This window comes from Cupriavidus malaysiensis, assembly GCF_001854325.1.
Taxonomy (GTDB): domain Bacteria; phylum Pseudomonadota; class Gammaproteobacteria; order Burkholderiales; family Burkholderiaceae; genus Cupriavidus; species Cupriavidus malaysiensis.
On the sequence record NZ_CP017755.1, the window covers coordinates 2,490,624 to 2,517,412 of the forward strand.

Here is a 26,789-nt window from a genome sequence, read left to right on the forward strand (position 1 = left end):
GTCACTCTATCAATGAATAGAACATTTCTATTTCACATATAAGTTACCTTATTCAATACTCGGGCTCAACCACGCTCCGCCGCGGCCTCCGGCGACGGCCCAGGCGGTACCGCATGTGCCAACGACATATGCCAACGACACCATGAGGAACACGCCGACATGAGCCTGGATACGATCGCAACCATCCTCAACCCGCGCGCGGTGGCAATCGTCGGCGCCTCCGACGAATTGCAGAAATGGGGCGGTAGCATGCTCGCCCTGCTGCGGAAATTCCACTACGGCGGGCAGATCTACCCCGTCAATCCCAAAAGCCAGGAGGTCCAGGGCCTGCCGGCCTTCGCCAGCGTGCGCGCTATCGCCGCCCCGGTCGACGTGGCGCTGGTGGCGGTGCCCAACGAGCGCGTGCTCGACGCGATCCGGGACTGCGCCGGCGCCGGGGTCAAGGCCGTGCTGATGGTCACCTCGCAGTTCGCCGAGGCCGGCGAGCAGGGCCGTGCTCTGCAGGAGCAGGTGGTGGCGATCGCCCGCGCGGCCGGCACGCGCATCATCGGCCCCAACTGCATGGGCTACTTCAGCAGCCATGCCTCGCTCTGCCTGTTGAACTCGCAGGCGCTGATGCGCAATGCAAGCCTGCCCGCGGGCAGCATCGCGCTGGTCAGCCAGAGCGGCGCGCTGGCCGGCACCATGCTGGCGCGCGCCTACGACCTGGGCGCCGGCTTCAGCTTCTGCGTCTCGCTCGGCAACCAGGCCGACCTGGAGGTCTGCGATTTCCTCGAATACGCCATCGCGGATGCGCACACCCGCGTCATCTCCCTCTATGTCGAGGGGCTGAAGGATCCGCTGCGCTTCCTGGACCTGCTGCGCCGCGCGCGGGCCGCCGGCAAGCCGGTGCTGCTGACCAAGGCGGGGCGTACCGATTCCGGCCAGCGCGCGGTGCAATCGCATACCGCCAGCATGGCGGGTGCCTACCGCACCTTCGAGGCATGCGTGCGCCACGCCGGCGCGGTCATCGTCGACGATCCGCTCGAACTGGTGGTGCAGGCCGCGGCCTGGGCCAGCCTGCCCGCTCCCGCGAAGCGGGGCGTCGCGGTCTTCTCCGGCTCCGGCGGCGGCGGCGCGGTGGCATCCGACCTGGTCGACGAGGCCGGCCTGCGCGCCGCCACCTTGTCCGGCGCCACGGTGCAGGCGCTGGCCGCGCTGATGCCGGCGGCCTCCGCCCACCTGCCCTTCGACCTCGGCTCGGTTCCTGCCGCCGACCGCCTCCGGCGGCCCGACTGGCTGAAGCGGGTATTGGCCACGATGATGGCGGATGACCATGTCGGCGCGGGCCTGTTCGTCATGACCACGCAGCCCGACATGGTCGGCGCGGCCGAGACCGTGATTGCCTGCCAGCGCGATGCCGGCAAGCCGCTGCTGTTCGTCAACGCCGCCAGCAGTTGCGGCGATGCCGCCGTGGCCAGGCTGCGGGAGGCCGGCCTGCCCCACTTCGCTTCCGTCAAGGAGGCCACCCGCTTCCTCGTCAACCGCCTCGCGGATGCCCGCGCTGCCGGCACGGACGAAACGCCGGCGGCGCAGCCGCCGTTCTCCCGGGCCGAGGTCGACGCGGCCTGCCGCCAACTGCGCGCCGGGCTCGTGCCCGAGCACCAGGCCAAGCAGCTGCTGTGCGCGGCCGGCATCGCCACCACCGGCGGCGAGGTCGCCGCATCCGCCGGGGAGGCCGTCGAGCTGGCGCGCCGGCTCGGTTTCCCCCTGGCGATGAAGGTCGTATCGCCGCAGATCAGCCACAAGAGCGATATCGGCGGCGTGGCCCTCGACATCGCCGACGAGGCGATGGTAGCCAGCCGCTTCGCCGACCTGCGGGCGGCGGCGGGCAAGGTTCCCGGGGCGGTGTTCGAGGGCTGCCTGCTGCAGCGGATGGCGCGCGCCGACGCCGAGTTGCTGGTCGGCACCCACTGGGATGCCCAGTTCGGCGCGATGCTGACGTTCGGCTTCGGCGGCACGCTGGTCGAACTGCAGCGCGACACCGCCCTGCTGCCCGCCACGGTGTCGCGCCCGGCCATCGCGCGGGCGCTGTCGGCACTGCGCCAGTATCCGCTGCTGAACGGATACCGCGGGCGGCCGCCGGCTCGGGTGGACAGCATCGTCGAACTCATCCACCGGATGGGACAGCTTGCCGCCCACCTGGGCGAACGCCTGGCGGAATGCGAGGCCAATCCGGTCATGGTCCACGGCGACACGATCCTGGTAGCGGACGCACGCGCCGTCTGGAAGGAGGAACAATGAGCCTGGTCACTTACGAACGATGCGGGCATCTGGCCTTGATCACCCTGCGCCGCAGTGAGCGGCGCAATGCCATCAACGCCGAGATGACCGCCCTGCTGCACGAAGCCTGGCAGCGCTTCGCCAGCAGCGACGAGCGCGTTGCCGTGCTCAGCGCCGACGGCGACCATTTCTGCGCCGGGGTGGATGTGCAGGACGCCTCCAAGGAAGCCTGGAAAGGCGTGCCCAATGTCGGCGTCAAGCTCGACAAGCCCCTGATCAGCGCGGTATCCGGATGGGCGGTGGGCGCGGGCTTCACGCTGACCATGATGAGCGACCTGTGCGTGGTCGACGAGACGGCGCAGTTCCTGTTTCCCGAAGCCAGGCTGGGCCTGTTCGGCGGCATCACCGCCAGCCTGGTGGCGCGCATCCCGCACAAGATCGCCATGGAATTCCTGATGCTGGGCGACCCGCTGGGCGCGCGGCGCGCCTATGAGGTCGGCCTGGTCAACCAGGTGACGGAGGCGGGCCGGCACCGCGAGCGCGCGCTCGAGATCGCCGAGCGGCTGGCCGGCTATGCGCCGCTGGTGCTGCAGACGATCAAGCGCTCGGCGCAGGAGACCTTGCCGAAATCGCCCGCCGAACTGGCCTACCCGCAGATGGGCCATCTCACCGCGCTGGCCGCCAGCGAGGACTACCGGGAAGGCGTCAAGGCCTTCGCGGAAAAGCGCAAGCCTGACTTCCGCGGGCGCTAGCACGCCCCGTCAGCCGCCGTGCCGAGCGCCGGGCATGGGCCTGGCCGGGGAGGCTCCCCTTCCCCGGCCAGGACAGCGAATACCCGGCGCGCCATGAAAGAGGACACAAAAGAGGAGACAAGAAAAGAGAAAACAAGCGCGCCGCCGAATCTCACAGACGTGCCCGGATAGCTGTTATGCTTGCCATTGTCTTTCAAGAGAAACAAAAGAAACAATACTCCTGTGCAAGACAATACGTCCGAGCTTCCTCACCCTGCCTCAGACCTCTATACCGTCCACCTGGCCTGGCTTCGCTTAGCCATCGCCTGCTATCGAGAATACGTTTCAGTTGCAATCACCACGCTTTCCGAGCCGTATCGCGCAGGCTGGATCGAGTGGGACGGGCGGACCTATTACTACGTGTGCGGCCTCGACGCGCATAGCGCGCTCGGCCTTGGCCAGGTCTTCAGCGCGGCCACGCATGGCACGCTGGTCGTCATCGACCCGGCCGCCTATCCACCGGCACTTCTGAGCCTCTTCCCGATCGATCCCCGGCTTCTCTGCAGCGAGACGATCTCGCCGTCCTCGCTCGCCGGATGCCAGCAGCAGCCCGGCGACACCGGGCCGTAGCAGGCCGCCGTCCACGCTTCGATCCGGATCCCCCGATTCCGGCCCCGCCGGCCATCAGCAGACGTCCACCATGCTGAAGATGCGCCGCATGCCCGTGTCGGTGGAACGGGCGTGCTCGCGCGTGGTGCGGAACAGGCAGTCGAGGAAGGCAATGACGGCGCCGGGCATCGGTTCGAAGCTGCGCGTCACCAGGCAGGTCGCGCTCTCGCCAAGAGTCTCGCCGTCCAGGTGCAATGTCGTCACACGATCGCGCATCTCCGTCGTCTCGACGAGCGGCCACGGCACGAAGGTCAGCATATCGGTGTCGCGCACGATGGCCAGCGCGGCCTGCACCGAACGGACGACGTGCAGGCGCTGCACCTTGCCGCGGCGAACCGTCGCGAAAAACTCGCGCAATACCGGCGACAGGTGTTCGACCGGGCGGCTGACCAGCCAGTCGTAGTCCTTCAGGTCGGCCAGCCGGCGCACGCCGGCGGCCGGGTGCCCGAGGCGCCCGACCACCGCGTAGGTGTAGCGGAACAGCCGGCGCGTCTCCAGCACGCCCGCCTGCGAGGCGTCCGGCGGCGGCCCGAGGGCGAAATGGAGGGCGCCGCTGCGCACGTCCGGGTATTCGTCGCCCAGGTGCTCGGCGATGTACAACTGCACGTCCGGGCGCAAGGCGCGGTACTCGCGGATCGTGGCCGGCAGCACACTCTGCAGCAACCAGGGGGTGACAGCCATGCGCACCTCACCGCCGGTCTTGCTGCCCCGCTGGAGCATCTCCTCGCCGGCGCGCTGCAACTGCCCCAGCACCAGCCGCGCATGCGCCAGCAGCGTGGCGCCCGCTTCGGTCGGCACCAGGGCCTGCGCGTGGCGCTCGGTCAGTGCCGTGCCCACCTGCTGTTCGAGTTCCCGCATGGACTTGCTGACCGCCGCCGCCGAGCGGCCCAGCGACAGGGCCGCCTTGCGCACGCCGCCGTGGTCCACCACGGCCACCAGGCACTCGAGTTGATGCAGTTTCCAGTGGATCGTCATCGCACGCTCTCCGCTTACTGACTGTGCGCCGGCCTGGCGCGGATGCGGCTTCGTTCGCTGCGGCACGCCGCGCTCCGACGGCGCGCCGCAGCCGCGCGCACCGGAAAGATCATCCTGGCCCCGCCCAATGGTGTCAATCAACGGTTGACGGCGAGCGCTCCCACGACCTTTTTCCGCGCCGACGGCTTGGCTACCATGCGCAGCAGGTATAGCGGCACGGCACCCGGTGCGCCGCCATCGCCGATATGGCCGGCGCGTGCTGCCGCCCCCTTCTCCCCCTTCTGCCACCCCACCCGCTTCCCGACGACCATGCCGACCACCGCACCCGATATTCCGCAAGCGATCCGCGACAGCGAAGCCGAGATGCGCGCGCTGCGCCACCGCATCCACGCCCATCCCGAACTGGCCTACGAAGAATTCGCCACCAGCGACCTGGTGGCCGAATGCCTCAGCGGCTGGGGCTACACGGTGACGCGCGGCCTCGGCGGCACGGGCCTGGTGGGCACGCTGCGCGCCGGCAGCGGCACGCGCGCACTCGGGCTGCGTGCCGACATGGATGCGCTGCCGATCCACGAGGCGTCCGGCAAACCCTATGCCAGCACCATCGCCGGCAAGATGCACGCCTGCGGACACGACGGCCACACCGCCACCCTGCTGGCAGCCGCCAAGCACCTGGCCGCGACGCGCCGCTTCGACGGTACCGTGCACCTGATTTTCCAGCCGGCCGAGGAAGGCCTGGCCGGCGCGCGCAAGATGATCGAGGACGGCCTGTTCGAGCGCTTCCCCTGCGACGCAGTGTTCGCCTTCCACAATATGCCGGGCTTCCCGGTCGGCAAGCTGGGCTTCCGCGCCGGCCCGGCCATGGCGTCGTCCGATACCGTCGTGCTGACCGTGCATGGCCGCGGCGGGCATGGCTCGATGCCGCACGGCACCATCGACCCGGTGGTGGTTGCCGCCCATATCGTGGTCGCGCTGCAGACCATCGTCTCCCGCAACGTCGACCCGCGCCGCATGGCCGTGGTCACCGTCGGCGCCATCCACGGCGGCGATGCGCCCAACGTGATCCCGGACTCGGTCGAGCTGCGCCTGTCGGTGCGCGCGCACCAGCCGGAAGTCCGCCTGCAGCTGCGCGAGCGCATCGAGGCGCTGGTGCAGGCGCAGGCCGCCGTGTTCGGCGCCCGCGTCGACATCGACTACCGCTGGCGCTACCCTGCCCTCGTCAACGACGAGGCCATGACACGCTTCGCGCGCGAGGTCGCGCGGGAATGGCTCGGCGCGGACGGGCTGGTCGAGGACTTCGAGCCCCTGACCGGCAGCGAGGACTTTTCCTTCATGCTCGAACAGTGCCCGGGCAGCTATTTCATCATCGGTAACGGCGACGGCGAGCTCGGCTGCAGCGTCCACAATCCCCATTACGACTTCAACGATGCCATCCTGCCGATCGGCGCCGCTTACTGGACCCGCCTCGTCGAGCGTTTCCTGCCGGTGAACGGCCAGGCCCGCGAGGAGGGCGCCGCATGAGTGCCGAGCACGCCCCTGCGGTGCCGCCGCGGGCCGCCGCCGCGGCCGGCGGCCAGGCCAGCCTGCCCAGGAAGATCGCCGCCATCACCATCGGCAACGGCCTCGAATTCTTCGACTTCGCCATCTACACCTACTTCGCCACGATCCTCGGCAAGCAGTTCTTTCCGGCCAGCTCGCCGATGACCCAGCTGCTGCTGTCGCTGGCCACCTTCGGCATCGGCTTCGTGGTGCGCCCGCTCGGCGGCATCGTGATCGGCAGCTACGCCGACCGCGCCGGCCGCAAGGCAGCCATGAGCCTGACGCTCTGGCTGATGGCCGCCGGCTCGGCGGTCTTCGTGGTGGTGCCGACCTATGCGCAGGCGGGGCCGCTGGCGCCTTGCCTGCTGGTGCTCGGCCGCTTGATCCAGGGCTTCGCCGTCGGCGGCGAGGTCGGGGCCTCCACCTCGATGCTGCTGGAGTATGCCGGCCCGCGCAACCGCGGCTTCTTCGCCAGCTGGCAGTTGTTCAGCCAGGCGCTCAGCACCCTGCTCGGCTCGCTGGTCGGGCTGGGCCTGAGCGCAGCCCTGAGCCCGGCGCAACTGGAGGCCTGGGGCTGGCGCATCCCCTTCCTGATCGGCCTGGCGCTGATCCCGCTCGGCACCTACGTGCGGCGCCATCTCGACGAGACCCATGCCCGGGCCGACGTGCGCGGCGGCAAGGCCGCCGGCACCCCCGTCATGGCCGTGCTGCGCGACCACCGCCGCAAGGTCGTGCTGGGCGTGCTGATGACCGCGGGCGCGACCTCCTCCAACTACATCGCGCTGCACTACCTGACCAACTACGCGGTCGGCGTGCTCAAGCTGCCATTCTCGACCGGACTGTGGGCCTCCCTGCTGGCCGGCGCCCTGCAGATGGTGCTGGCGGCCGCCGCCGGCATGGCGAGCGACACCTGGGGCCGCAAGCGCGTCGCCAACGTCGCCCGCGTGCTGCTGCTGGTGGCCATCCTGCCCGCCTTCGGCTGGCTGTCGGCGGCACCGGGCATCGGCCGCCTGCTGGCCGTGGCCGCGATCCTGGTGGTACCGACGGTGTTCATCTCCGTCAGTACGGTGACGATGATCACGGAGGTCTTTCCGCGCGCCGTGCGCGCCACCGGGCTGTCGATCGTCTACGGCATCGGCGTGTCGATCTTCGGCGGCTTCGCGCAGTTCCTCTCGACCTGGCTGATCGAGCTCACCGGCTCGCGGCTGGCGCCGGCGTGGTACGTGATGGCCCTGGGCGTGCTCGCCTTGTGGGCGGTCACGCGCTCCGAGGAGCAGGCGGGACGCGCGCTCGACTAGTCTCCACGGCTGCCGCGCCTGCCCGCGCCTCCCGGGCAGGCCCGCCGCGCATGCTACGATTGGGCGCTTTCCCTCCCGCCCTTCCCAGCCATGCGTGTCGGCCGCCCGATTCCTGCGCCACCGCAGCCCGTCTGCGATTTCTGCGGCGCCAAAGCCGTGCTCATGCAGCCCGGCGAATCCGCCTACCCCTACCGTGACGACCACGGCCCACTGTGGGTGTGCACCCCCTGCGAAGCCTGGATCGGCACCTATCCACGCAGCAAGCGCCACGTCCCGCTCGGCCGCCTGGCCAATGCCGAACTGCGCCAGGCCAAGTCCGAGCTGCACCAGGCGCTGGAGCCGCTGGTGGCGGCCAAGATGCGGCGCGACGGCTGCCGCGCCTTCGAGGCGCGCGCCAAGGGCATCCGCTGGCTGGCCGCCCAGCTCGGCCTGGCGGACACTTCCGGCAGCATCCACGCCTTCGACGCCGCCCAGTGCCGCCAGGCGATCGGCTTGATCGGGGCCTTTCTCGCCCAGCGCCGCGGCGCTGCCGGGGAGCCCGGCGACGAAAGCTGAGCGCGGCACCTCCCTGGCGGGCCCCTCCCTGAGCGAAGGCCTGCGGCTGCACCTGCCGCCGGGCAGAAGTACAATCTATCCGTCTCGTTTTCCGGAACGGAGGTTGGATTGAAAACCGCCACGGCTGCCCGCACCAAGTCCAGGACGGGCGGCACCAAGCCCGCCGCCAAGGCGTCCGCGCCCGCCACCGCGCGCACGCCCCTGCGCACCGCACCGCCCACGCCCACGCCCACGCCCGAAAGCGACGCCGCCGGCGAGCGCGCCGACACGCCGACGCTGCGCGCCTTCTCCCTGCTCGAATTCCTGGTCGCCGCCGACCGGCCGCTGACGCTGGCCGAGATCATGCAGGGCTTCGACGCGCCCAAGGCCTCGCTGCACCGCATGCTGGGCGCGCTGGAGGCTGGCGGCCTGGTGATCCGCGAGCCCGGCGCGCGCAATGCCTACGCGGTCGGCCCGCGCCTGGCGCGCCTGGGCGTCGCCATCGTCACGCACTCCGGCACGCGGCAGTTGCGCCACGCCATCCTGGCCCGCCTGGTGGCGGACATCGGCGAGACCGTCAACCTGACCATGCTCAACGAGACCGAGGTGCTCTACCTGGACCGCATGGAGGCGCCGTGGCCGCTGCGCCTGGACCTCAAGCCCGGCTCGCGCGTGCCGCTGCACTGCTCGGCCAGCGGCAAGCTGCTGCTGTCGCTGCTGCCGCGCGAGCAGCGCGCCGCGCTGGTGCGCCAGCTGCGGCTGGAGCGCTTCACGCCCAACACCATCACCGACGTCGAGCTGCTGGAGGCCGAACTGGACCGCTCGGCGCACAAGCAGATGGGCGTCGACAACGAAGAGTTCGTGGCCGGCATCTCCTGCGTCGCCGTGCCGGTGCACGACACCGCCGGCCATGTGGTGGCGGCCCTGGCCGTGCATGCCCCCACCGCCCGCTCGCCGCTGTCGCGCTCGCTGCAGTTCGTGCCGCGGCTGCAGGATGCGGCGCGGGAACTGGCCGGTACCTTCTGAGGCGCCTGCCGCGCATCCACCGCGCCCCGCTGGCCGGTGGTGCGGCGACGGCATGGCACCGGCCCGCGCCGTCCCGGGCGCGGCAGCGATTCCCCGCCTGATTCCCTCCCCGCCGTTCAGCAGCTTACGCACCACCCCCAGGAAAAGACTGCTTTTCTCTCCGCTCACGCATTTGGCACCGAGCCACCGCTAAACTGGCGCGCACTTGCCGCCGGGCACCGTAGCAGAATGCACCGAATCACCGTGCGGCGATTCACCGCGCGAGCCGGCGCGGCCCAGGCCAACGACGTGGAGAAACGCGCACGCGAATGACCGCGCCCGGCACGGCTTGCGCGCCCCGATGGCGAGGCTGGCTCGGATGATCGAATCGCTCGCGCCATCACTGCTTCTGCTTTGTGCCATGGCAGGCCTGCGATTCGGCCCCGACTTCTGCGCCCGGCGCGGGCCGCCGCGCCTGCTGGGCGCGCTCGCGGCCGGCATCGCCGTGTCCACGCTGTTGCTGGCGGCCCTGCTCGCGCAGGAGCGGCTCTATCCGGTTCATGGGCGGACCTATCCGCACTGGCTGGCCCGCAACCTCGGCACCCTGGATGCCGCCGCGCTCGATCGGCTGCGGCGGACCGACTGCCTTGGCCATCGTCTCGAAATGTTCGAGAAGGATGATGGTGCTGGGTGGTCCGATGCGGCTTCACGTGGCTGGAGGGTCGGACATTGCTGAGCCCGCCCTACCCCGGCCGGGTCCCCGGTGTCGGGCACCCCGGACTAGGCGTCATCCGACACATTGGAGGAAATACCGTTGTCATCCCAACAGATCTGGCTGTCCCTCTGCGTCCTGGCTTCGCTGGAAGGCGCCGGACTCTTCGTCATGGCCCTCGGCAACCCGGCCGCCGCCATGCTGTGCGCGCTGGCCGGCCTGTGCGCAGGACTCGCCCTCGCCTTCCGGCTGCTGGCCAGCCACCCGCCCCACGGCGATGCGCGCCTGCAGCGCCGCCGGCTCGCGCATGCGGCCAGCGCCGGCGCGGCGCTGGGCCTGGCACTGAGCCTCGGGCTCCAGGCCTGCGCACTGCCGGACGGGGAGATGGCCGCGGGCGCCGGCCCGGCCGCGTCTTACCACTGGCTCTGCCTGCTCGCGATGGTGTGGGCGATCTTCAGCTGGGCCGCCTACCGGCTTGCCCTGGCGGAGCGCCTCACCGCTTGAACCACCGCTTGAACCACCGCTTGAACTCAGCCGTCCCGCCCAAGGCCCCGCCCGGGGCCGCGGGCGGATGCGGAGCGGCGCCGCGATGGAACTGCCCGGAAAGCGATTACGAAGATTGCGGGGCACGCCGGACCGGCCGGCGGTCGAGCAACGACAGCTGCGCCGCGCTCAGCGTGTCGAAGTAATCCATCACGAGGCTATCCTGGCCGAACCTCCGGCGATCGAGCGCCGCGTGGGCGAGCAGCATCGAACTCTGGTGCCGCAGGGTCGCACAGACCCTGATCTCGTCGGGATCGGCCTCGGGGTGCTCCTCCGCCAGTCCCAGCGCGATTTCGTCGATCATCCGGCCGACAACCTGCTTCAGTTGTGACGGCGGGAAATCCTCCCGCTGCGTCACGGCGGTCAGGTTGAGATGCAGCATGGGATGGCTGCGGTGATCACGCAGCACTTCGAGAAAGGACAGGCGCATGCGTTCCTCGACCGGGCAGCCGCGCGAGGCGATGCGGATCTCACGCAAGAGGCCGACCGTCTGCTCGAGATGCTGGTGCAGCAGGCAATGCGCGATGGCCTCCTTGCTGCCGAAGTACTGGTAGAGCGAGCCGATGCTGACACCCGCCACCTCGGCAATGTGGTTGGTGGTCGCTTCGGCCAGCGGGACCGCGTCCAGAACGCGAGTTGCCCCCGCGAGGATGCACGCGACCATGTGCTCCGAACGTGCCTGTTTCGGGACCTTCTTCAGCATGATGCCTTTCCTGTCCGCGACGGCGAATGCGAGTTTCCGCGCCCTGTACCGCCGCCTATGATTTGACGCACCGCCTCCCCTGCAAGCCCGACGGATCACGGAAACCGGCAGATGCCTGCCATGCCGGCGATCGGATGGGCCAGGAGGAGACCACAGTGGTACGCGGATATTTGCACCTCGCCAACTTTCTGACAACCGGATTGATTTTCACCATGACCGAATCGAGCCTTGCGCAGCACGTGGAGACCGGCGTGCCCGGGATGATCTTCGAGCGCAATGTGGAAGTGCCCATGAGCGATGGACTGACGCTGCGGGCCAATGTCTACCGCCCCGACCAAGCCGGCCGCTTTCCGGTCGTGATGCTGCACGGGCCCTACGGCAAGGACACCAGGGACGCCGACGCGCCCGCCTACCAGGACGCCTGGAACAAGCTTGTCGCCGGGAACCCGGAACTCTGCAAGACCTCGTCCTGCCGCTTCATCCGCTGGGAAGCGCCGGATCCGGAGCACTGGGTGGCGGACGGCTACGTGGTCGTTCACGCCGACTCGCGCGGCAGCAATGCCTCGCCCGGCATGCTCGATCCCTTCTCGCCGCGGCAGACCGAGGACTACGCCACGCTGATCACCTGGGCATCGCGCCAGCCCTGGAGCAGCGGCAAGATCGGCCTGCTCGGCATCTCCTACTACGCGATCAACCAATGGCAGGTCGCCGCGCGCCAGCCCGAAGGGCTCGCGGCCATCGTCCCGTGGGAAGGCGCCTTCGACCACTATCGCGACATCGCCTATCACGGCGGCATCGCCAGCACGGAGTTCCAGAAGATCTGGTTTGCCCGCCAGATCCTGCTCAACCAGCACGGCAACGGCGAGACACCGTATGTCGACGCAATCTCCGGCCAGAAGACCACCGGCGAGCCCTTGCCGCAGCACGTGCTCGAAGCCAACCGCATCGCGCCGACCGAGGCGCACCGCCGGCAGCCCTTCGACACGGCTTTCTACCGCGAGCGCACCCCGATCGGCGCCCGCATCCAGGTGCCCCTGCTGTCGGTCGGCAACTGGGGCGGCCAGGGCCTGCATGGGCGCGGCAACATCGAAGGCTATCTCGCCGCCGGCAGCCGGCAGAAGTGGCTGCGCATCCATACCGGTGATCATCATGCGCCGTTCTACGCGCCGGAGTCGGTCGCGCTGCAGAAGCGCTTCTTCGATTTCTTCCTGAAAGGGGAGAAGAACGGCTGGGATGACGAGCCGCCGATCCAGCTCGCCATCCGGCGTCCGGATTCGATTGCCTGGCGCAGCGAAACCGAGTGGCCGCTGCCAGGCACGCAGTGGCAGCGCTTCTACCTCAACGCCGAGGACACCAGCCTCGCTCCCGGCCGCAGCGGCGCCCCCGCCGCCGAACGTTCCTATCCGGCCATGAGCGGCGCCCAGACTTTCAGGACGGCGCCATTCAGCGAGGAGGCCGAGTTCACCGGCCCGGTGAAGCTGAAACTGTGGGTGCGTTCTTCGACGGCCGACATGGACATCTTCGCGACGCTGCGCCTGCTCGACCCCGAGGGCCGCGACGTGACGTTCGACGGGGCGTCCGAGCCGCATGCGCCGGTGTCGCAGGGCTGGCTGCGCGTGTCGCATCGCGCGCTCGATCCGGCGCACTCGACCGAATACCGGCCTTATCACGCGCACCTCGCCAGCGAGGCGATGGTGCCGGACCGGCTCTATGAGGTCGACGTGGAGATCTGGGCGACCAGCATCGTGGTACCGAAGGATTTCCGGCTCGCGCTGACGGTACAAGGCTCGGACTGGGCGCAGCCGGGCCTCGACGGTCCGTTCCACGGCTCGGGCCCCTTCCTGCACGCCGATCGCGATGATGTGGTCTATGGCGGCGTCAACACCATCGCCACCGGCGAGGGCCAGGAGTCCTACCTGCTGCTGCCGCTGATCCCGCGGCAACGCTGACGGGGGATCGGGCAGGACGAGATGGCGCGGCCATTGCAACCGGACCTGGTGGCCGGATGCCTTCCGCTTTTGCCCCCGGCCTTGCCCCCTGCCTCTTGCCTTCCGCTTATGCTCCGACCCGCGGCGGCCGCGCCTCGCCCGCGCCGCCGCGCGCCTTGCCGCCCCGCTCCTCCTCGGTCCACCCTTCGCCGGCTCGCGTTCCGGGCTGGGCATGCGGCCCCGGGGAGGCAAGGCGCGCCGCCGGCGCCTCCTCCAGCTTCGGCGCCAGGCCCTGCAGCGAACGCCCATCGATCCCCACCTCCTGCAACAGCGAATCGATCAACGGCGCATGCGCCCGGTACGACAATGCGGCCGACATCGCCTGCTCGGCAAGGTTGCCGCCCCCGCCGGCCGCCGGGCCGGCCGCCTCGGCGCCGCCGCCCCGGTTCAGGCCGTCCACCTGGATGATCTTGATGCCGTCGATGGCCTTGATCGGCTCGACCGAGTGCTGGATGATGCCAGGCAGCGCCTGCAGCAGGGCCAGCCTGAACTTCAGGCTGGTCTGGTCGGACGACAGCGCATTGACGGCGTCGTTCAGCGCGCGCTGCGCCTCGGCCTCCGCCAGGCCCTTCTGGCGGGTCGCCTCGGCCAGCTCGACGATGGCCGCGGCCTGCAGTTCCGCCGCCTCGCGCTCCGCGCGAGCCCGCGTGGTCACGTGCACGGCCTGCATCTCCGCTTCCTGGGCAGCCTCGATCAGCGCCACCTGCTTGGCACGATCGGCCTCGGCGGTGCGCCGGGTCGTCTCCACCATCTGCTCGGCCTTGACCGCCTCGGCCAGCGCCTCGTTGGCGCGTGCCTGGGCCTGGGACTGCGCCTCCGATTTGCCGGCGATGACGATGGCCTTCTCCTGCTCGGCGATCTCCGTCACCTTGGCCTGCTCGATGGCGGCCATCTGGGTCACGCGCTGCAGTTCGATCTCCTTGACGCGCACGTCGCGCTCGGCCTCGACCTTGCGGCCGCGCACGGCCTGCTCGCGCTGGATCTCGGTTTCCTGCACCTGCCGCTCGGCGGAGATGCGGCTCTGCTCGGCCTCCTGGTGGCGCTCGGCCTCATAGGAAGCGATGCGCGCGTTCTGCTCGGCGCTGCGCGTCTTCACCTGCTGTTCCTGCTCCAGCTTGAGGAAGGCTTCCTCCTGCTCGATGGTGAGCTTGCGCTCCAGCGCGTTGCGGTTCTTCTCGCGCACCGACACCTCGGTATCCTGCTCGACTTCGTTGCGCTCGCGCCGGCGCCGCTCGGTTTCCTGCGTCAGCTTGGTCAGGCCTTCCGCATCGAAGGCGTTGTTCGGGTCGAAGAACTCCTTGGAGGTCTGGTTGAAGTTGGTCAGCGACACGCTTTCCAGTTCCAGCCCGTTCTTGGTCAAGTCCTCCGCCACCGTGTTCTGCACGCCCTGCACGAACTGCTCGCGCGCGTCCTGCAGGTCCTGCATGGTCATCTGTGCCGCCGTGGAACGCAGCGCGTCGACGAACTTGTCGTCGACCAGCGAACGCAGGCTCTCGGGCGCCAGCGTGCGCTGGCCCAGCGTCTGCGCGGCGGTGGACACGCCCTCCACGGTCGGCTTGACGCGCACGAAGAACGCCACCACGACATCCACCCGCATGCGGTCCTTGGTGATCAGGCTGTCGCGCGTGGCCCGGCTGACCTCGAGCTTGAGCGTGTTCATATTGATCGGGATAACCTCGTGAAACACGGGCAGCACGATCGCGCCGCCGCTCATGATGACCTTCTGCCCGCCCAGCCCCGTGCGGACGAAGGCACGCTCGGCCGAGGCGCGTGTGTACAGGCGCGAGAAGATCACGCCGATCACGACCAGGCCGATGATGCCGGCCAGGGCGATGACGCTCCAGAAAACGAGGGAATCCAGGTTGGCCATGGGGTTGCGAGTCTCCGTCAGCGGAAAGTGGATGAAGCAGCCGGCGATTGCCCCGGCTGGCGGCCCCTACAACAGATCGGGCCGCGGATTGGGAATCGCGCGGTAGAGGCTGCCGGAGGCGCGCGCCACCACCAGCACCTCCTGGCCGCGCGACAAGGTCTGCGTGGCGTCCTCCGGCGCGACCCGGATGTAGTGCGCGCGGCCGTGATCGTCGATCAGGCGCGCGCCGGCCGGGTGCTCGGCGCTTGCCTGGCCCAGCGTGATCCTGGCGACGCGCCCGACGAAATCGGACTCGGACACCGCCGAGCTCTCGTCCTGCGGGAAATAGCGCACCAGCAGGCCGCCGGCTCCCCTGACGAACGGCAGCGCGGCCAGCGTGGCCAGCGCCGCCGCCACGGCGCCGGGAAGCAGGTGCGCCGTGGCGGTGGCCAGCAGCCATTGCAGCAGCAGGCCGGCAATGGAGAAACCTGTCAGGAACAGGATCAGCAGCATCAGCAAGGGCACGCGTCCGACGTGCAGCCAGCCCAGGCATGCGCCGACGATGCCGGCGCCGCCGCCTTCGCCCGCATCGAGCGCGCCGGCGGCCGCCGCATGCGGGCCCGGCAGGTGGGCGGTCAGGAAGTGGTCGGCGTGGCCGGTCAGTGTCAGGCCGGCCAGCAAGGCAAGCGCCTCCAGCGTGCCGATGGCGACCATGGCACCGATAGCGACCACGAACGGCACATAGCCGGGATGCAGGAGTTCACTCATGAGAGGGCAGCACAGGACGGTTCAGGAAGGCCGGACCCGCGGGCCGCGGCGCAAGCGGTGGCGCACGGCCTAGGCGGCGGCGCTGCCCTGCCTTGTCCGCAGCCGTTCGAGGCGCTCGCTGACGCGCTGCTCCTTGAGCAGGGCGTCGAGCTGCCTGAGCGATGCCGCGTCGGCCTGGGCAGGCGCCGCCCCCCCGGCAGGGAGCCCGCTGGCGCCGGCCATCGCACGGCTGAAGCCCAGGCCCAGCTGCTGCGCCCGCGCCGATGGTGCCGACGGCGCCGCTGGGTGCAAGGAAGCCGACGCCCGCGCGGCGAGCAGGTCGGACAGTGCCAGTTCCATCTCTTCGCGCTTGGCGCGCAGGGCCAGCAGTTCGGCCTCGGCCGCGCCGGTCCGCTCGACCGTCTCCTGCAAGCGCTGATGCAGCAGCACGAGGCTGTCCTCCAGTTCGATCTGCCGCGCGGCGCCGGTGCGTGCCAGCGCCTCCTCCCCGCTGCGAAGCGCGACGGCGATCTGCGCGTCGAGCCGCCCGATCTCGTCGTTCACGCGGGCGATGGCCTTGGTCGACTGGTAGCGGGCGGCCTCGTGCCGGCCCAGGTGCACGCGCGCCCGGCCGATCACCTCGTCGAACTCGCGCAGGTATTGCTCCAGGACAGCCAAGGGAGTCCGGCTCTCGATCGAGCCGACCAGCGCATGCACGTTGGCCGCCAGCAGTCTCGCGATGCGGCTGTGAAGTCCTTCGCTGTTCATGGCGGCTCTCCTCGGTGGACGGTGGCTGCGACGCATGGGGAAAGGCGACGCTGGCAGGCAGGGCAACGACGCATCCGGCAGCGATTCTTGCGGTGCGTCTGGCGGCAGGTACGAGGCGCGGGCCGGGAGGGGGCGGGACAGGTTCAGGATCGCGCCGGCCCGCGCCGTCGCGCCAGGTACCGGGGCGATTCTCGTCGGCGCTGCAATCGCTGGGCTTCAGACCATTCTCGAGATCGGCGTAATCCGTCTGAATTGCAGGAATCGCGTGGGATGCCGCGACGCCGGGCAGCATCCGACCAGGTGCGCCCGCACGCCTTGGCCCCGGGCATGGCTGCACGGAACAAGGCGCCGCCGGTGGCTCAGCGCAGCCCCAGCGCCTGCGCCAGGCTCCGGGCCTGGGGGAACCAGTGCTGCAACGCCAAGCCCAGGCCGATGGCCAGCGCCGCCACGGCAAGCGCCGGACGCGCCGACACCCGCACGGCGGCGCGCAGCCAGCCGGCCTCGTCGGCACGGCGTGCCACGCGCAGCAGGCCGCCGGCCAGCAGGGCCTCGAACGCGATCTCGGCCAGCATCAGCGGCCCCTGGCTGAACACGTAGGCGGCACCGATCACGGCGGCGGCCAGCAAGCCGAGGGCAAGCAGGACCACGCCGAACAGGTCGTCGGCATCGGCCGCGCCGTCCAGCAGGTCGCCGGCGCCGCGCCCTGCCGCTTTCCCGGTCTCACCGAGGTCCGCCAGGCCGGGCAGGTCCGCCGCCGCCACATCGAAATCGCCGGAGGCGCCACCGCCATCGAAGGTACCGCCCTGCCCCGCCACCGAGCGCGCGCCGCGTGCGGCGCCGCCCGCCCCGCCGCGGGGCAGCGGCAGGCAATCCACCAGATCCACGCCCCCATCGGCCCCGTCGCTCGCGCGCGCCGGTTCGTCACCGGTCCCGCGGCGCCCAGCGGGCAGCCCGACATAGGCCAGCCAGACGCGCACCGCGCACAGGAAGCCGCAGTAGGCCGCGACCGTCGCCAGCCCATAGCGCAGCGGCAGCGACGACAGCCCCGCGAGCCAGAGCAGCTTGCTGGCGAGCACACCGATCGACAGCGACCACAGCGCGATCAGCATGACGTGGCAACTGATGAAGAAGCGGCTGGCCAGCATGGCCAGCACGCGGCGCTTGGCGAGCGGCTCGGGCAAGGCCCGTTCGGCGCCGGCACGCTGGCGGCGCCCGGCCGGGCGCGATGTCGGGTTCGCTTTGATGGTCATGCGGCGCATGATACCCGGCACCAGGCGCCGGGCGCCCGGATGAGCGCGACCGCGTCTATCACACGCCAGTGCAGGCAACGCTGGCAACGCAGGCAACTGGGGCACACCGACTCACACCGGCGCTCCTCCAAGCCGTCGACCACATACATACATTCACGCATGTATGTATAATCCGGCGCATCTCATGCCCGAGCAAAGGAACGCACAAGATGCAGCCGCAACAGATCGTCATCGTGGGTGGAGGGGTAGCAGGCCTCGAGGTCGCCACCGCCCTGGGCAGGCGCTCCGCACGCGCCGGACGGACCATGGCCGTCACCCTGGTCGACCGCGACTCCGCCCATGTCTGGAAGCCCATGCTCCATACCATCGCGGCAGGCACGCGCGACGTCTCCCAGCAGCAGACCACCTTCCTCGCCCAGGCCCGCGATGCGGGCTTCACCTACCAGCCGGGCGAACTCGCCGGCCTCGACCGGGCTACACGCGAGCTGCGGATCGCTCCGCTGCACGCGCCCGACGGGCGCCTGCTGGTGCCGGCCAGGCGCCTGGCCTACGACGCGCTGGTGCTCGCGATCGGCAGCGAGGCCAACGACTTCGGCACACCGGGCGTGGCCGCGCACTGCTTCAAGATCGACTCCCGCCTGCAGGCCGACGCCTTCAACCGCGAAGTCCGCCTGCGCATGCTCCAGTGCCTCGCGCAGGACGAAACCCTGTCGATCGGCATCGTCGGCGGCGGCGCCACCGGAGTCGAGCTCGCGGCCGAGCTGGTGCAGCTTGCGCAAGCCGCGGTCGCCTACGGCGCGCAAGGCTTGCCGGCCCGCCTGTCGATCACCCTCATCGAAAGCGGGCCGCGCCTGCTCGCGGCATTTCCGCAGGACATCTCGGCCGCCACCCAGGCCCGGCTCGAAGCGCTGGGCGTGCGCGTGCGCACCGCCACGCGCGTGACCGAAGCCACCGCGGACGGCTTCACTCTCGCTGACGGTGGCCAGGTGACGGCCTCGCTCAAGGTGTGGGCGGCCGGCGTCAAGGCGCCCGGCCTGCTGGCACGGCTGGACGGTCTGGAGGCCTCCCATGCCAACCAGTTGCTGGTACACCCCTCGCTGCAGACCACGCGCGATCCGCGCATCTTCGCCATCGGCGACTGTGCCAGCCTGACCCTGCCGGGCAACCAGCGCCCGCTGCCGCCGACGGCGCAGGTCGCCCACCAGCAGGCACAACACCTGATCCGCCATCTTCCCGGCTGGCTGCGGGGCGACAAGATTCCCGCCTTCTCCTATCGCGACTTCGGCGCCCTGGTCTCGCTGGGCGACTACGACGCCTTCGGCTCGCTGGGAAAATTCGGCCTGTTCAAGGGCCTGACGATACGCGGGCGGCTCGCGCAACTCAGCCACGCGCTGCTGTACCGCAGCCACCAGGCGCGGCTGTTCGGCTTCTGGCGCGGCGGACTGCTGTGGCTGGTCGACCGGCTCAACACCCGGCTGCGCGCGCCGATCCGGCTCGATTGAGGGCATCCCTCTCCGGGCGGGGTCCAGTGCCCGTCCGCGGCACACAAGCCAGTTATGGACCCAGCGGTCCATAACTGATATGCTGCCGGACATTGAAACTGCCCGCGAGCGCGTTCCCCGGTCCACCATGGCAAGGCCACAGGAATTCGATACCGCCGAAGCCTTGTACAAGGCGATGGACGTATTCTGGCGCAAAGGCTATGAGGCAACCTCGCTGGCCGACCTGCTCGACGCGACCGGACTGAGCAAGAGCAGCCTGTACGCCACCTTCGGCGGCAAGCGCGAGTTCTTCCTGGCCGCCTTCGACGCCTACCGCCAGGGGCGGGCAGCGGAGATGCACCGCATTCTCGGGCACGGCCCCGCGCGCCAGGCCATCGAGCGCTTCTTCCGCACGCTCTTCGCCGATGTCGCGACGCCCGGTCCCTTGCGCGGCTGCATGAGCATCAACCAGGCTGTCGAAATGGCCCCGCAGGACGTGTCCATCCGCGAGCGGGTCATCGGCGACCTGCAGTACATCCAGGCGGCGCTGACCCAGGAGGTTGAAAGGGGCCGCGCGGACGGCTCGATCGCCGCCACGCGCGACCCCGCCGAACTGGGACGGCTGCTGGTGCTGGGCTTCCCCGGCCTGCAGGTGATGGCGCGCGCCGGCTTCCCGCCGCAGGAACTCGAGCACGCCCTGGCGCTGCTGCTCTCCCACCTCGACTGAACCGCGCCGGGTCCATGCGGCAACCGCGCCAGCCCGCCGATTTCATTTCCCCATTATGGACTGCTCGGTCCATATCCATCCGAAGCGCCCTCTCAGGAGAACTCCATGCGCATCCAGCAAGTCCGCAATGCCACCTTGGTCATCGAGTACGGCGGCAGCCGCTTCCTGATCGACCCGATGCTCGCCGAGCAAGGCGCCTACCCCGGACTGCCGGGCACGGTGAACAGCCACCTGCCCTACCCCACCGCCGCGCTGCCGGTGCCCGTCGCCTCGTTGCTCGACGTCGACGCCGTGATCGTGACCCATACGCACCCGGACCACTGGGACGAAGCCGCCCGCACCCTGGTGCCGAAACACCTCCCCGTGTTCGTCCAGCATGAAGCCGATCGCGCCTTGCTTGCTTCGCAGGGCTTCGGCGACGTCCGCCTGCTGCGCGACGCGATCTTCCAGGGCGTCACCCTGCGCCAGACCACCGGGCAGCACGGCTCGGACGCCGCCATCGGCGCCATCGGCGACATCCTCGGCGAGGTCTGCGGCGTGGTCTTCGAGCACGCCGGCGAGGACACGCTGTACCTGGCCGGCGACACGGTATGGAACGCGCAGGTCGAGGACAACCTGCGGCGCTACAACCCGCAAGTCGTGATCCTCAACGCCGGCGACGCCCGGGTGATCGGCCTCGGCGCCATCATCATGGACGCGCAGGACGTCTGGCAGGCCTATCAGGCCGCGCCGGGCGCGACCTTGATCGCCTCGCATATGGAAGCGGTCAACCACGCCGTGCTGACGCGCCGGGCACTGCGCGAATTCGCCATCGAGAAAGGCATGACGGACCGCCTGCGGATTCCGGAGGACGGCGAGGCTTACCGGCTCTGATGCCGAGCGGCCGTCGCGGGCCGCGCCCGCCGCCTCACAGCATCGCCGAATGCAGGTGATGCGGGTCCTCCAGTGTCTCGGCCACGATCTGCAATGACTCTTCGATCTCGTCGCGCTCGCTCGGGCCGCCCAGGCACAGTCGAATGGCATCAGGCGGATTACCGTCGGTGGAGAAGGCAGAGCCGGAGACCGCGCCGATGCCGCGCGAGCGCAGATGCAGCGCCAGTTCGGAGGGGCGCCAGGCACTGCCGTCGAGCGGCAGCCACAGGTGGAAGCCCTCGCCATCCGCCTCGTAGGGATGAGCACCCAGCACGCGCGCGGCGATCGCCTGGCGCGCGGCGTTCTCCTGGCGCAGCACGGCGAGCATTTCGTCGGCGGTGCCATCCTCGATCCACGCGCGCGCCAGCAGCGTGGTGAAGGGACTGGCCATCACCGAGGTGGCGCGCAGCGTGCCGGCCAGGCGCTGGGCCTGGCGCGGCGTGGGCGCGTGGACGAAAGCGGTGCGCAGCCCTGCGCCGAAGCACTTCGACAGTCCGGTGAGGTAGTAGGTCAGTTCCGGCGCCAGCGCAGCGAAGGCATCGGGCTTGCGCCGCGGCAGCATGCCGTAGGCATCGTCCTCGATGATCGGCACGTTGTAGCGCAGCGCGATATCGGCCAGGATCTCGCGCCGCGCCTGGGGCATGGTGCGCGTGCTCGGGTTCTGCAGGGTCGGGTTGCAATACAGCACCGCTGGCCGCTGCGCCTTGCAGAAGGCTTCGAAGGCCGCCCCCAGCATGCCGTCTTCGTCGCCCGGCAGCGCCTGCAGGTGAACGCCAAGCTGGGCAGCGATGGCCTTGATGCCCGGATAGGCCAGCGCCTCGACGCATAGCGTCTGCCCGCTGCGCGCCACTTGCGACAGCAGCGCCACGAGGGCGCTGTGGATGCCCGGGCAGACCAGCAGCGTGTCGCCGCCGGCGGCCGGCACCAGCCGCCGCAACCAGCCGGACACCGCGGCCCGATCGGAGGGCGTTCCGCCGAAGTCCTGGTAGCGCAGCAGTTGGTAGGGATCGGTGCCGCCGAGCAGCGCGGCGGCCGATTCGCGCAGCCGCGCGGCCAGCGCCGGCGGCTCCGGCGGCATGTTCATGGTCATCTCCGCGCTGGTGCCGGCACGCAGCGGCAGCGCGGGGGCACGGCCGCGCACATAGGTGCCGCTGCCGGCCTTGGCATCGATCAGGCCGCGCTTGCGCGCCTCGCCGTAGGCGCGCGCCACGGTGGAATAGTTGAGCCGCAGCGCCTCGGCCATGTCGCGCAGCCCCGGCAGGCGGTCGCGCGCCTGCAGCCGGCCATCGGCGAGGGCCTCCTCGATCAGGTCGGGGATCATCAGGTAGGCGGGCTTGGGGCTGTCAGCGATGCGCTTCGCCCAATGACTGGTCAGGCCGGACACGGCTCTCTCCTTCTGGAACGTGCGCCGCGGCGGCGCCAGCGCTGCCGATGCATTTCGCGTGCCATCCGGACGTCATGGCGCCACGCGCCAGTCTCGCCTGCGCTTCGCTCCATGCATGGCCATGTGCGCCTGCATTGTTCGCATCATTGATCGCATCCTTGATTGCATTCCGGATCGCCACTTGATGGTGCGCGAGGCATCGCCTGCACCAAGCCGATGCCTCGCGCGGGCAGCCTCCGCGCGCTCGCGGTGCAGGGCCGCGGCGCCGCCAGGCGCCATGCCGGCGCGGCACGTGGCGCCGAGGCCATCGCGCGGATGCGATCAAGCATGCGATCGATCGCTCGCCGTATGAATGATCGGTCCTTGATCGCATGGTCGAGCGGCACCGATGGCATATCGCTTGCACCGCTGCCCATGCCGGCGGCGAGCGCCGGCCGGACCGCCCCGAGCCTCGCGCCGTCCGCTCAACGCAACCCATACGCACTGGAGCCAAGCATGCCCGCAGTCAACCACCCCGCCCACAAGGATGGCGATGTCCTCGTCGATTTCGAGGAGAAGGTGTTCGAGGACGTCAAGGCCGAGCCCGGCGAGAAGGCCCTGGTGACCTTCCACACCGTAGCCTTCGAAGGCTCGATCGGCTTCGTCAACCTGCTGCAGGCCACCCGCCTGCAGCGCAAAGGCTTCGACACCAGCATCCTGTTATACGGCCCGGGCGTCACGCTCGGCCTGCAGCGGGGCTTTCCCACGCTCGGTGACGAGGCCTTCGCCGGCCACCTCAACTTCAACAAGCAGCTCAAGAAGTTCATGGCAGAAGGTGGCAAGGTGTACGCCTGCCGCTTCGCGCTGCAAGCGCTCTACGGCCATGGCGAAGCGTCCCTGGTCGAAGGCATCCGCCCCATCAATCCGCTCGACGTGCTCGACCTGAAGCTGCTTCACCGCAAGGAGAACGCGCTCATCCTCGACACCTGGACCGTCTGAGCCGGCAGGGGATCCGCCATGTCCGACCCACGCATCGTGCGCGCCGCCGCCGTCCAGATCGCACCCGATCTCGACAGCGGCGCCGCCACCCTCGCCAAGGTGCTCGACGCCATCGACCGGGCCGCGCGCGACGGGGTACGGCTGATCGTCTTCCCCGAGACCTTCGTGCCCTACTACCCCTACTTCTCCTTCGTGCGCCCGCCGGTGCAATCAGGCCAGGAGCACTTGCGCCTGTACGAACAGGCCGTGGCCGTCCCCGGTCCCGTCACCGAGGCCGTGGCAGCGCGTGCGCGCCGCCACGGCATGGTGGTGGTACTGGGCGTCAACGAGCGCGACCACGGCAGCCTCTACAACACCCAGCTCATCTTCGACACCGAAGGCCGGCTCGCACTCAAGCGACGCAAGCTGACGCCTACCTTCCACGAGCGCATGATCTGGGGCCAGGGCGATGCCGCCGGTCTCCAGGTGGCAGAGACGGCCATCGGCCGCGTCGGGGCGCTGGCCTGCTGGGAACACTACAACCCGCTGGCGCGCTATGCGCTGATGGCCCGGCACGAGGAGATCCACTGCAGCCAGTTCCCCGGTTCGCTGGTAGGTCCCATCTTTGCCGAGCAGATCGAGGCCACCATCCGCCACCACGCGCTGGAGTCCGGCTGCTTCGTGGTCAATGCAACCGGCTGGCTGACGGAGGCGCAGATCGCTTCGGTCACCACCGACCCCGCATTGCAGAAGGCGCTGCGCGGCGGTTGCCACACCGCCATCATCTCGCCCGAGGGGCAACACCTGGCGCCGCCCTTGCGCGAAGGCGAAGGCATGGTGGTGGCCGACCTCGACCTGGCCCTCATCACCAAGCGCAAGCGCATGATGGATTCGGTGGGCCACTACGCGCGCCCCGAGCTGCTCAGCCTGCTGATCAACGACCGCCCGGCGGCCCCCGTGTCCGTCATGCACGCACCACGGCCCCAGGTGCCAGCAGCCGCCATCCACCCAGACGACCGGAGTCCAGACCATGCCTTCTCGCGACACGCTGCCGGCCTCGAGCCGGCAGTTGATGACTGAACTGCAGTCCATCGGGCTGCGGCTGGAAGACCCGCGCGCCGGCGCTGCCAGCCGGCGCGGCGGTGCCGGTCCGTCCGACCACAAGGCCGTCACCATCGACGGCGTGACCATCATGGTGCCGGTCCATACCAGTACCGCCTGGCACTCGCCCTACGTGGCAGCCACGCCCGACGCGCACGGGCGCAGCACGCTCATGCGCGGCGCCATCCCGATCGCCAGCGTGAGCTTTCCACGCACGCCGCGCTTCTATGCGATGCAGACGCTGGACGGCGTTCCGTACTCGCACATTGCCACCCTGCACGGCGCCGATGTGCTGGCGACCACGGTACTGCAGGACTGCATCCGCTACCAGAGCCGGCGCAAGACCTGCCAGTTCTGCGCGATCGGCCAGTCGCTGGCGGCCGGCCGCACCATCGCGCGCAAGACTCCGGAGCAGCTCGCCGAGGTGGCGCGCGCGGCGGTGCTGCTCGACGGCGTCAGGCACATGGTACTGACCACCGGCACGCCGCCGACGCCGGACCGCGGTGCCGCCCTGTTGTGCGACAGCGCCTTCGCCATCCGCGCCGCCGTGGACCTGCCGATCCAGGGCCAGTGCGAACCACCCGACGACGACCGCTGGTTCGCGCGCCTGCGCGCCGCTGGCATCGACAGCCTGGGCATGCACCTGGAAGCGGTGACGCCATCGGTGCGCGCGCGCATCATGCCCGGCAAGGCCACCGTGCCGCTGTCGCGCTACCTCGATGCCTTCGCGGCGGCGGTCGGGGTGTTCGGCCGCGGCCAGGTCAGCACCTACATCCTGGCCGGCCTGGGCGACACCGCCGAGTCCATCCTGTCGATGTCGCAGCGGCTGCTGGAGATCGGCGTCTATCCCTTCGTCGTGCCCTTCGTGCCGATCTCCGGCACGCCGCTGGAGGATCATCCGGCCCCCTCGCCGGACTTCATGCGCGCCGTGCTGGCGCCGTTGGGCCGCATGGTGGCCGCGGCCGGGCTGCGCTCGGCGGACATCAAGGCCGGCTGCGGCAAGTGCGGGGCCTGCTCCTCGCTGTCGGCCTACGAGGGGGATGCGGCATGAGACCCGAGTTATGCGTGGAGGTGCCGGCCGCGCCGGCCTACCAGGTGCGCTGGGCCGAGGCCGGCTGGGAGATCGAACAAGCCTACGCACTGCGCCGCGCGGTGTTCTGCGCCGAGCAAGGCATTTTTGCCCAGGACGACCGTGACGCGGTCGATGACGCCGCACAGCTGCTGGTGGCGGTGCGCTGCGACGAGGCCGCTGGCGGCCCGCCCGGCGCGCGCGGCCCGGTGGTCGGCACCGTGCGCATCCATGAAAGCGAGCCCGGGGTCTGGTACGGCTCGCGGCTGGCGGTACAGGCGCCCTACCGGCGCCACAGCCGGCTCGGCGCCACGCTGATCCGCCTGGCGGTGAGCAGCGCGCATGCGCTGGGCTGCCGGCGCTTCCTCGCCCACGTACAGAGCCAGAACGTGCCGCTGTTCCGCCGCCTGCACTGGACCACGCTGGCCGAGGAGACGCTGCTGGGCTGGCCGCACCACCTGATGGAGGCCGACCTGCACCACTATCCGCCCTGCCATGCACCGTATGCCGGCTTCGTCATCGACGACGGGAGCGCACAGCACGACAGGAGGCCGTCATGAGCGCCGCCACCCTGGCCGACCTGCTGCGCGCCAGCCGCGGCTTCGGCCACAAGACCGATATCGCCGGCCTGCTCGCCCGCCTGCAGCAGGCGCTGCCGGCCGGCGCGCAGGCGGAGGCGCGCGGCATCCTGCTCGGCGACGACTGCGCCGCCATCGCGGATGGTGACAGCCATCTGCTGTTCGCCATCGAAGGCATGGTCGGCGATTTCCTGCGCGCCATGCCCTGGTTCGCCGGCTACAGCGCGGTGATGGTCAACGTGAGCGACATCTACGCCATGGGCGGGCGCCCCCTGGCGGTGGTGGATGCCATCTGGAGCGAGGGCCTGGACCCGGCCGACGAAGTCGTGCGCGGCATGGCCGCTGCCGCGGCCGCTTACGGCGTGCCGCTGGTGGGCGGCCACAGCAACGCGCGCAGCGACGGCCCCCAGCTTGCAGTGGCCATCCTCGGGCGCGCGCGCCGGCTGCTGACCAGCTTCGGCGCGCGCCCCGGGCAGCGCCTGCTGATGGCGGTCGACCTGCGCGGCCGCTTCGAGGAGCCCTATCCCTACTGGAACGCCACCACCGGCGTGCCCGGCGCGCGCCTGCGCGCCGACCTCGAACTGCTGCCGGCATTGGCCGAGGACGGCCTGTGCGCTGCCGCCAAGGACATCAGCATGGCCGGCGCGGTCGGCACCGCCTTGATGCTGATGGAATGCTCGGGCGTGGGCGGCACCATCGACCTCGACGCGTTGCCGATCCCGCCGGGCGTGCCGCTGCCGCGCTGGCTGTCAGCCTTTCCCAGCTACGGCTTCCTGCTCGCCGTCGACGCGGCCGACGCCGCCACGGTGGCGGCCCGCTTCCACGCGCGCGGCCTTGCCTGCGCGGAGATCGGCATGCTCGACGCATCGCGCCGCGTGACAATCGCCCAGGCCGGCGAGCGGGCCTTGCTATGGGACTTCGGCTGCGAGCCCTTCATCCTGCCCCGGCCCGCCGCGGCCGGCTTGCCACCCGCCGGCATCGATGCCGTGCCTCTGGGAGCCTGAACC

At 70.2% G+C, this 26,789-nt stretch carries 25 protein-coding genes; 18 read left to right on the forward strand and 7 right to left on the reverse strand.

Translation table 11 applies throughout. The features are described 5' to 3' along the window. The first annotated feature begins 159 nt into the window (after positions 1-159). The 3 genes from BKK80_RS30455 to BKK80_RS30465 all read left to right on the forward strand — a co-directional run bounded on the left by BKK80_RS30455 (position 160) and on the right by BKK80_RS30465 (position 3,623). Positions 160-2,283 carry an acetate--CoA ligase family protein gene (locus tag BKK80_RS30455; protein ID WP_071072524.1) on the forward strand — a complete coding sequence of 708 codons (2,124 nt, stop codon included), beginning with the start codon at positions 160-162 and terminating at the stop codon, positions 2,281-2,283. Continuing rightward, positions 2,280-3,014: an enoyl-CoA hydratase/isomerase family protein gene (locus BKK80_RS30460; protein ID WP_071018883.1), complete on the forward strand. Its 735-nt coding sequence runs from the start codon at positions 2,280-2,282 to the stop codon at positions 3,012-3,014. Before BKK80_RS30455 ends, BKK80_RS30460 begins: the two co-directional genes overlap by 4 nt. 222 nt (positions 3,015-3,236) lie before the next feature. Beyond that, positions 3,237-3,623, forward strand: coding sequence for a hypothetical protein (locus BKK80_RS30465; RefSeq protein ID WP_071072526.1), 387 nt, complete (start codon positions 3,237-3,239; stop codon positions 3,621-3,623). A 54-nt stretch (positions 3,624-3,677) separates the two neighbouring features. Here the strand turns inward: BKK80_RS30465 and BKK80_RS36815 are convergent, their stop codons facing one another. Next, positions 3,678-4,637 carry a LysR family transcriptional regulator gene (locus BKK80_RS36815; RefSeq protein ID WP_071072528.1) on the reverse strand — a complete coding sequence of 320 codons (960 nt, stop codon included), beginning with the start codon at positions 4,635-4,637 and terminating at the stop codon, positions 3,678-3,680. 309 nt (positions 4,638-4,946) lie between these two features. Here BKK80_RS36815 and BKK80_RS30475 point away from each other — a divergent pair, with 309 nt between their 5' ends. The 6 genes from BKK80_RS30475 to BKK80_RS30500 all read left to right on the forward strand — a co-directional run bounded on the left by BKK80_RS30475 (position 4,947) and on the right by BKK80_RS30500 (position 10,229). Beyond that, positions 4,947-6,158 (forward strand): M20 aminoacylase family protein, encoded by a 1,212-nt coding sequence (locus BKK80_RS30475; protein ID WP_071018877.1) that lies wholly within the window; start codon positions 4,947-4,949, stop codon positions 6,156-6,158. Beyond that, entirely contained in the window at positions 6,155-7,474 is a 1,320-nt protein-coding gene (locus tag BKK80_RS30480; protein ID WP_071018875.1) for an MFS transporter, read from the forward strand. Before BKK80_RS30475 ends, BKK80_RS30480 begins: the two co-directional genes overlap by 4 nt. A gap of 90 nt (positions 7,475-7,564) precedes the next feature. Continuing rightward, positions 7,565-8,029, forward strand: a complete 465-nt coding sequence (locus BKK80_RS30485) for a zinc-finger-containing protein (RefSeq protein WP_071018873.1) — start codon at positions 7,565-7,567, stop codon at positions 8,027-8,029. A 201-nt stretch (positions 8,030-8,230) separates the two neighbouring features. After that, the gene (locus tag BKK80_RS30490) at positions 8,231-9,034 is read left to right on the forward strand and encodes an IclR family transcriptional regulator (protein ID WP_071040277.1); all 804 of its coding nucleotides are present in this window, start codon (positions 8,231-8,233) and stop codon (positions 9,032-9,034) included. Positions 9,035-9,392: 358 nt separating this feature from the next. Further along, on the forward strand, positions 9,393-9,749 hold the full coding sequence (locus tag BKK80_RS30495; RefSeq protein ID WP_071072530.1) for a hypothetical protein: 357 nt from the start codon (positions 9,393-9,395) through the stop codon (positions 9,747-9,749). Positions 9,750-9,827: 78 nt separating this feature from the next. Beyond that, positions 9,828-10,229 (forward strand): hypothetical protein, encoded by a 402-nt coding sequence (locus tag BKK80_RS30500; RefSeq protein ID WP_071018871.1) that lies wholly within the window; start codon positions 9,828-9,830, stop codon positions 10,227-10,229. 106 nt (positions 10,230-10,335) lie between these two features. Here BKK80_RS30500 and BKK80_RS30505 read toward each other — a convergent pair whose 3' ends face one another. Beyond that, entirely contained in the window at positions 10,336-10,971 is a 636-nt protein-coding gene (locus tag BKK80_RS30505) for a TetR/AcrR family transcriptional regulator (RefSeq protein ID WP_071072532.1), read from the reverse strand. 212 nt (positions 10,972-11,183) lie between these two features. Here BKK80_RS30505 and BKK80_RS30510 point away from each other — a divergent pair, with 212 nt between their 5' ends. Continuing rightward, positions 11,184-12,920, forward strand: coding sequence for a CocE/NonD family hydrolase (locus BKK80_RS30510; protein ID WP_232346422.1), 1,737 nt, complete (start codon positions 11,184-11,186; stop codon positions 12,918-12,920). Positions 12,921-13,026: 106 nt separating this feature from the next. Here the strand turns inward: BKK80_RS30510 and BKK80_RS30515 are convergent, their stop codons facing one another. From BKK80_RS30515 to BKK80_RS30530, 4 genes are all read right to left on the reverse strand, one after another. Next, positions 13,027-14,829, reverse strand: coding sequence for a flotillin family protein (locus BKK80_RS30515; protein ID WP_084085011.1), 1,803 nt, complete (start codon positions 14,827-14,829; stop codon positions 13,027-13,029). Between the two features lie 66 nt (positions 14,830-14,895). Then, positions 14,896-15,576, reverse strand: a complete 681-nt coding sequence (locus BKK80_RS30520) for an OB-fold-containig protein (protein ID WP_071072534.1) — start codon at positions 15,574-15,576, stop codon at positions 14,896-14,898. A gap of 69 nt (positions 15,577-15,645) precedes the next feature. Beyond that, positions 15,646-16,323, reverse strand: coding sequence for a PspA/IM30 family protein (locus BKK80_RS30525; RefSeq protein ID WP_071018866.1), 678 nt, complete (start codon positions 16,321-16,323; stop codon positions 15,646-15,648). Positions 16,324-16,682: 359 nt separating this feature from the next. After that, positions 16,683-17,573 carry a hypothetical protein gene (locus BKK80_RS30530; RefSeq protein WP_157903373.1) on the reverse strand — a complete coding sequence of 297 codons (891 nt, stop codon included), beginning with the start codon at positions 17,571-17,573 and terminating at the stop codon, positions 16,683-16,685. Positions 17,574-17,782: 209 nt separating this feature from the next. Between BKK80_RS30530 and BKK80_RS30535 the strand changes: the two genes are divergently transcribed. The 3 genes from BKK80_RS30535 to BKK80_RS30545 all read left to right on the forward strand — a co-directional run bounded on the left by BKK80_RS30535 (position 17,783) and on the right by BKK80_RS30545 (position 20,654). Beyond that, positions 17,783-19,075, forward strand: a complete 1,293-nt coding sequence (locus BKK80_RS30535) for an NAD(P)/FAD-dependent oxidoreductase (RefSeq protein ID WP_071072538.1) — start codon at positions 17,783-17,785, stop codon at positions 19,073-19,075. A gap of 127 nt (positions 19,076-19,202) precedes the next feature. After that, complete coding sequence (locus BKK80_RS30540; protein ID WP_071072540.1) at positions 19,203-19,781, forward strand: TetR/AcrR family transcriptional regulator; 579 nt, start codon at positions 19,203-19,205, stop codon at positions 19,779-19,781. 105 nt (positions 19,782-19,886) lie between these two features. Next, on the forward strand, positions 19,887-20,654 hold the full coding sequence (locus tag BKK80_RS30545; protein ID WP_071038733.1) for an MBL fold metallo-hydrolase: 768 nt from the start codon (positions 19,887-19,889) through the stop codon (positions 20,652-20,654). A 34-nt stretch (positions 20,655-20,688) separates the two neighbouring features. Here BKK80_RS30545 and BKK80_RS30550 read toward each other — a convergent pair whose 3' ends face one another. Beyond that, the gene (locus tag BKK80_RS30550; RefSeq protein WP_071018856.1) at positions 20,689-22,077 is read right to left on the reverse strand and encodes an aminotransferase-like domain-containing protein; all 1,389 of its coding nucleotides are present in this window, start codon (positions 22,075-22,077) and stop codon (positions 20,689-20,691) included. A gap of 495 nt (positions 22,078-22,572) precedes the next feature. Here BKK80_RS30550 and BKK80_RS30555 point away from each other — a divergent pair, with 495 nt between their 5' ends. From BKK80_RS30555 to BKK80_RS30575, 5 genes are read left to right on the forward strand one after another with little or no spacing between them, the layout of a single operon-like run. Further along, entirely contained in the window at positions 22,573-23,055 is a 483-nt protein-coding gene (locus tag BKK80_RS30555; protein ID WP_071018854.1) for an MSMEG_0572/Sll0783 family nitrogen starvation response protein, read from the forward strand. 18 nt (positions 23,056-23,073) lie between these two features. After that, the gene (locus BKK80_RS30560) at positions 23,074-24,114 is read left to right on the forward strand and encodes a Nit6803 family nitrilase (protein ID WP_071018852.1); all 1,041 of its coding nucleotides are present in this window, start codon (positions 23,074-23,076) and stop codon (positions 24,112-24,114) included. After that, the gene (locus tag BKK80_RS30565; protein WP_071038734.1) at positions 24,107-25,186 is read left to right on the forward strand and encodes an MSMEG_0568 family radical SAM protein; all 1,080 of its coding nucleotides are present in this window, start codon (positions 24,107-24,109) and stop codon (positions 25,184-25,186) included. The genes BKK80_RS30560 and BKK80_RS30565 overlap by 8 nt, the downstream gene beginning before the upstream one ends. Next, a complete protein-coding gene (locus BKK80_RS30570) occupies positions 25,183-25,764 on the forward strand; it encodes an MSMEG_0567/Sll0786 family nitrogen starvation N-acetyltransferase (protein ID WP_071072542.1) in 582 nt (193 codons plus the stop codon). Before BKK80_RS30565 ends, BKK80_RS30570 begins: the two co-directional genes overlap by 4 nt. Then, positions 25,761-26,786, forward strand: a complete 1,026-nt coding sequence (locus BKK80_RS30575) for a sll0787 family AIR synthase-like protein (RefSeq protein WP_071072544.1) — start codon at positions 25,761-25,763, stop codon at positions 26,784-26,786. Before BKK80_RS30570 ends, BKK80_RS30575 begins: the two co-directional genes overlap by 4 nt. The last annotated feature ends 3 nt before the right edge of the window (positions 26,787-26,789 follow it).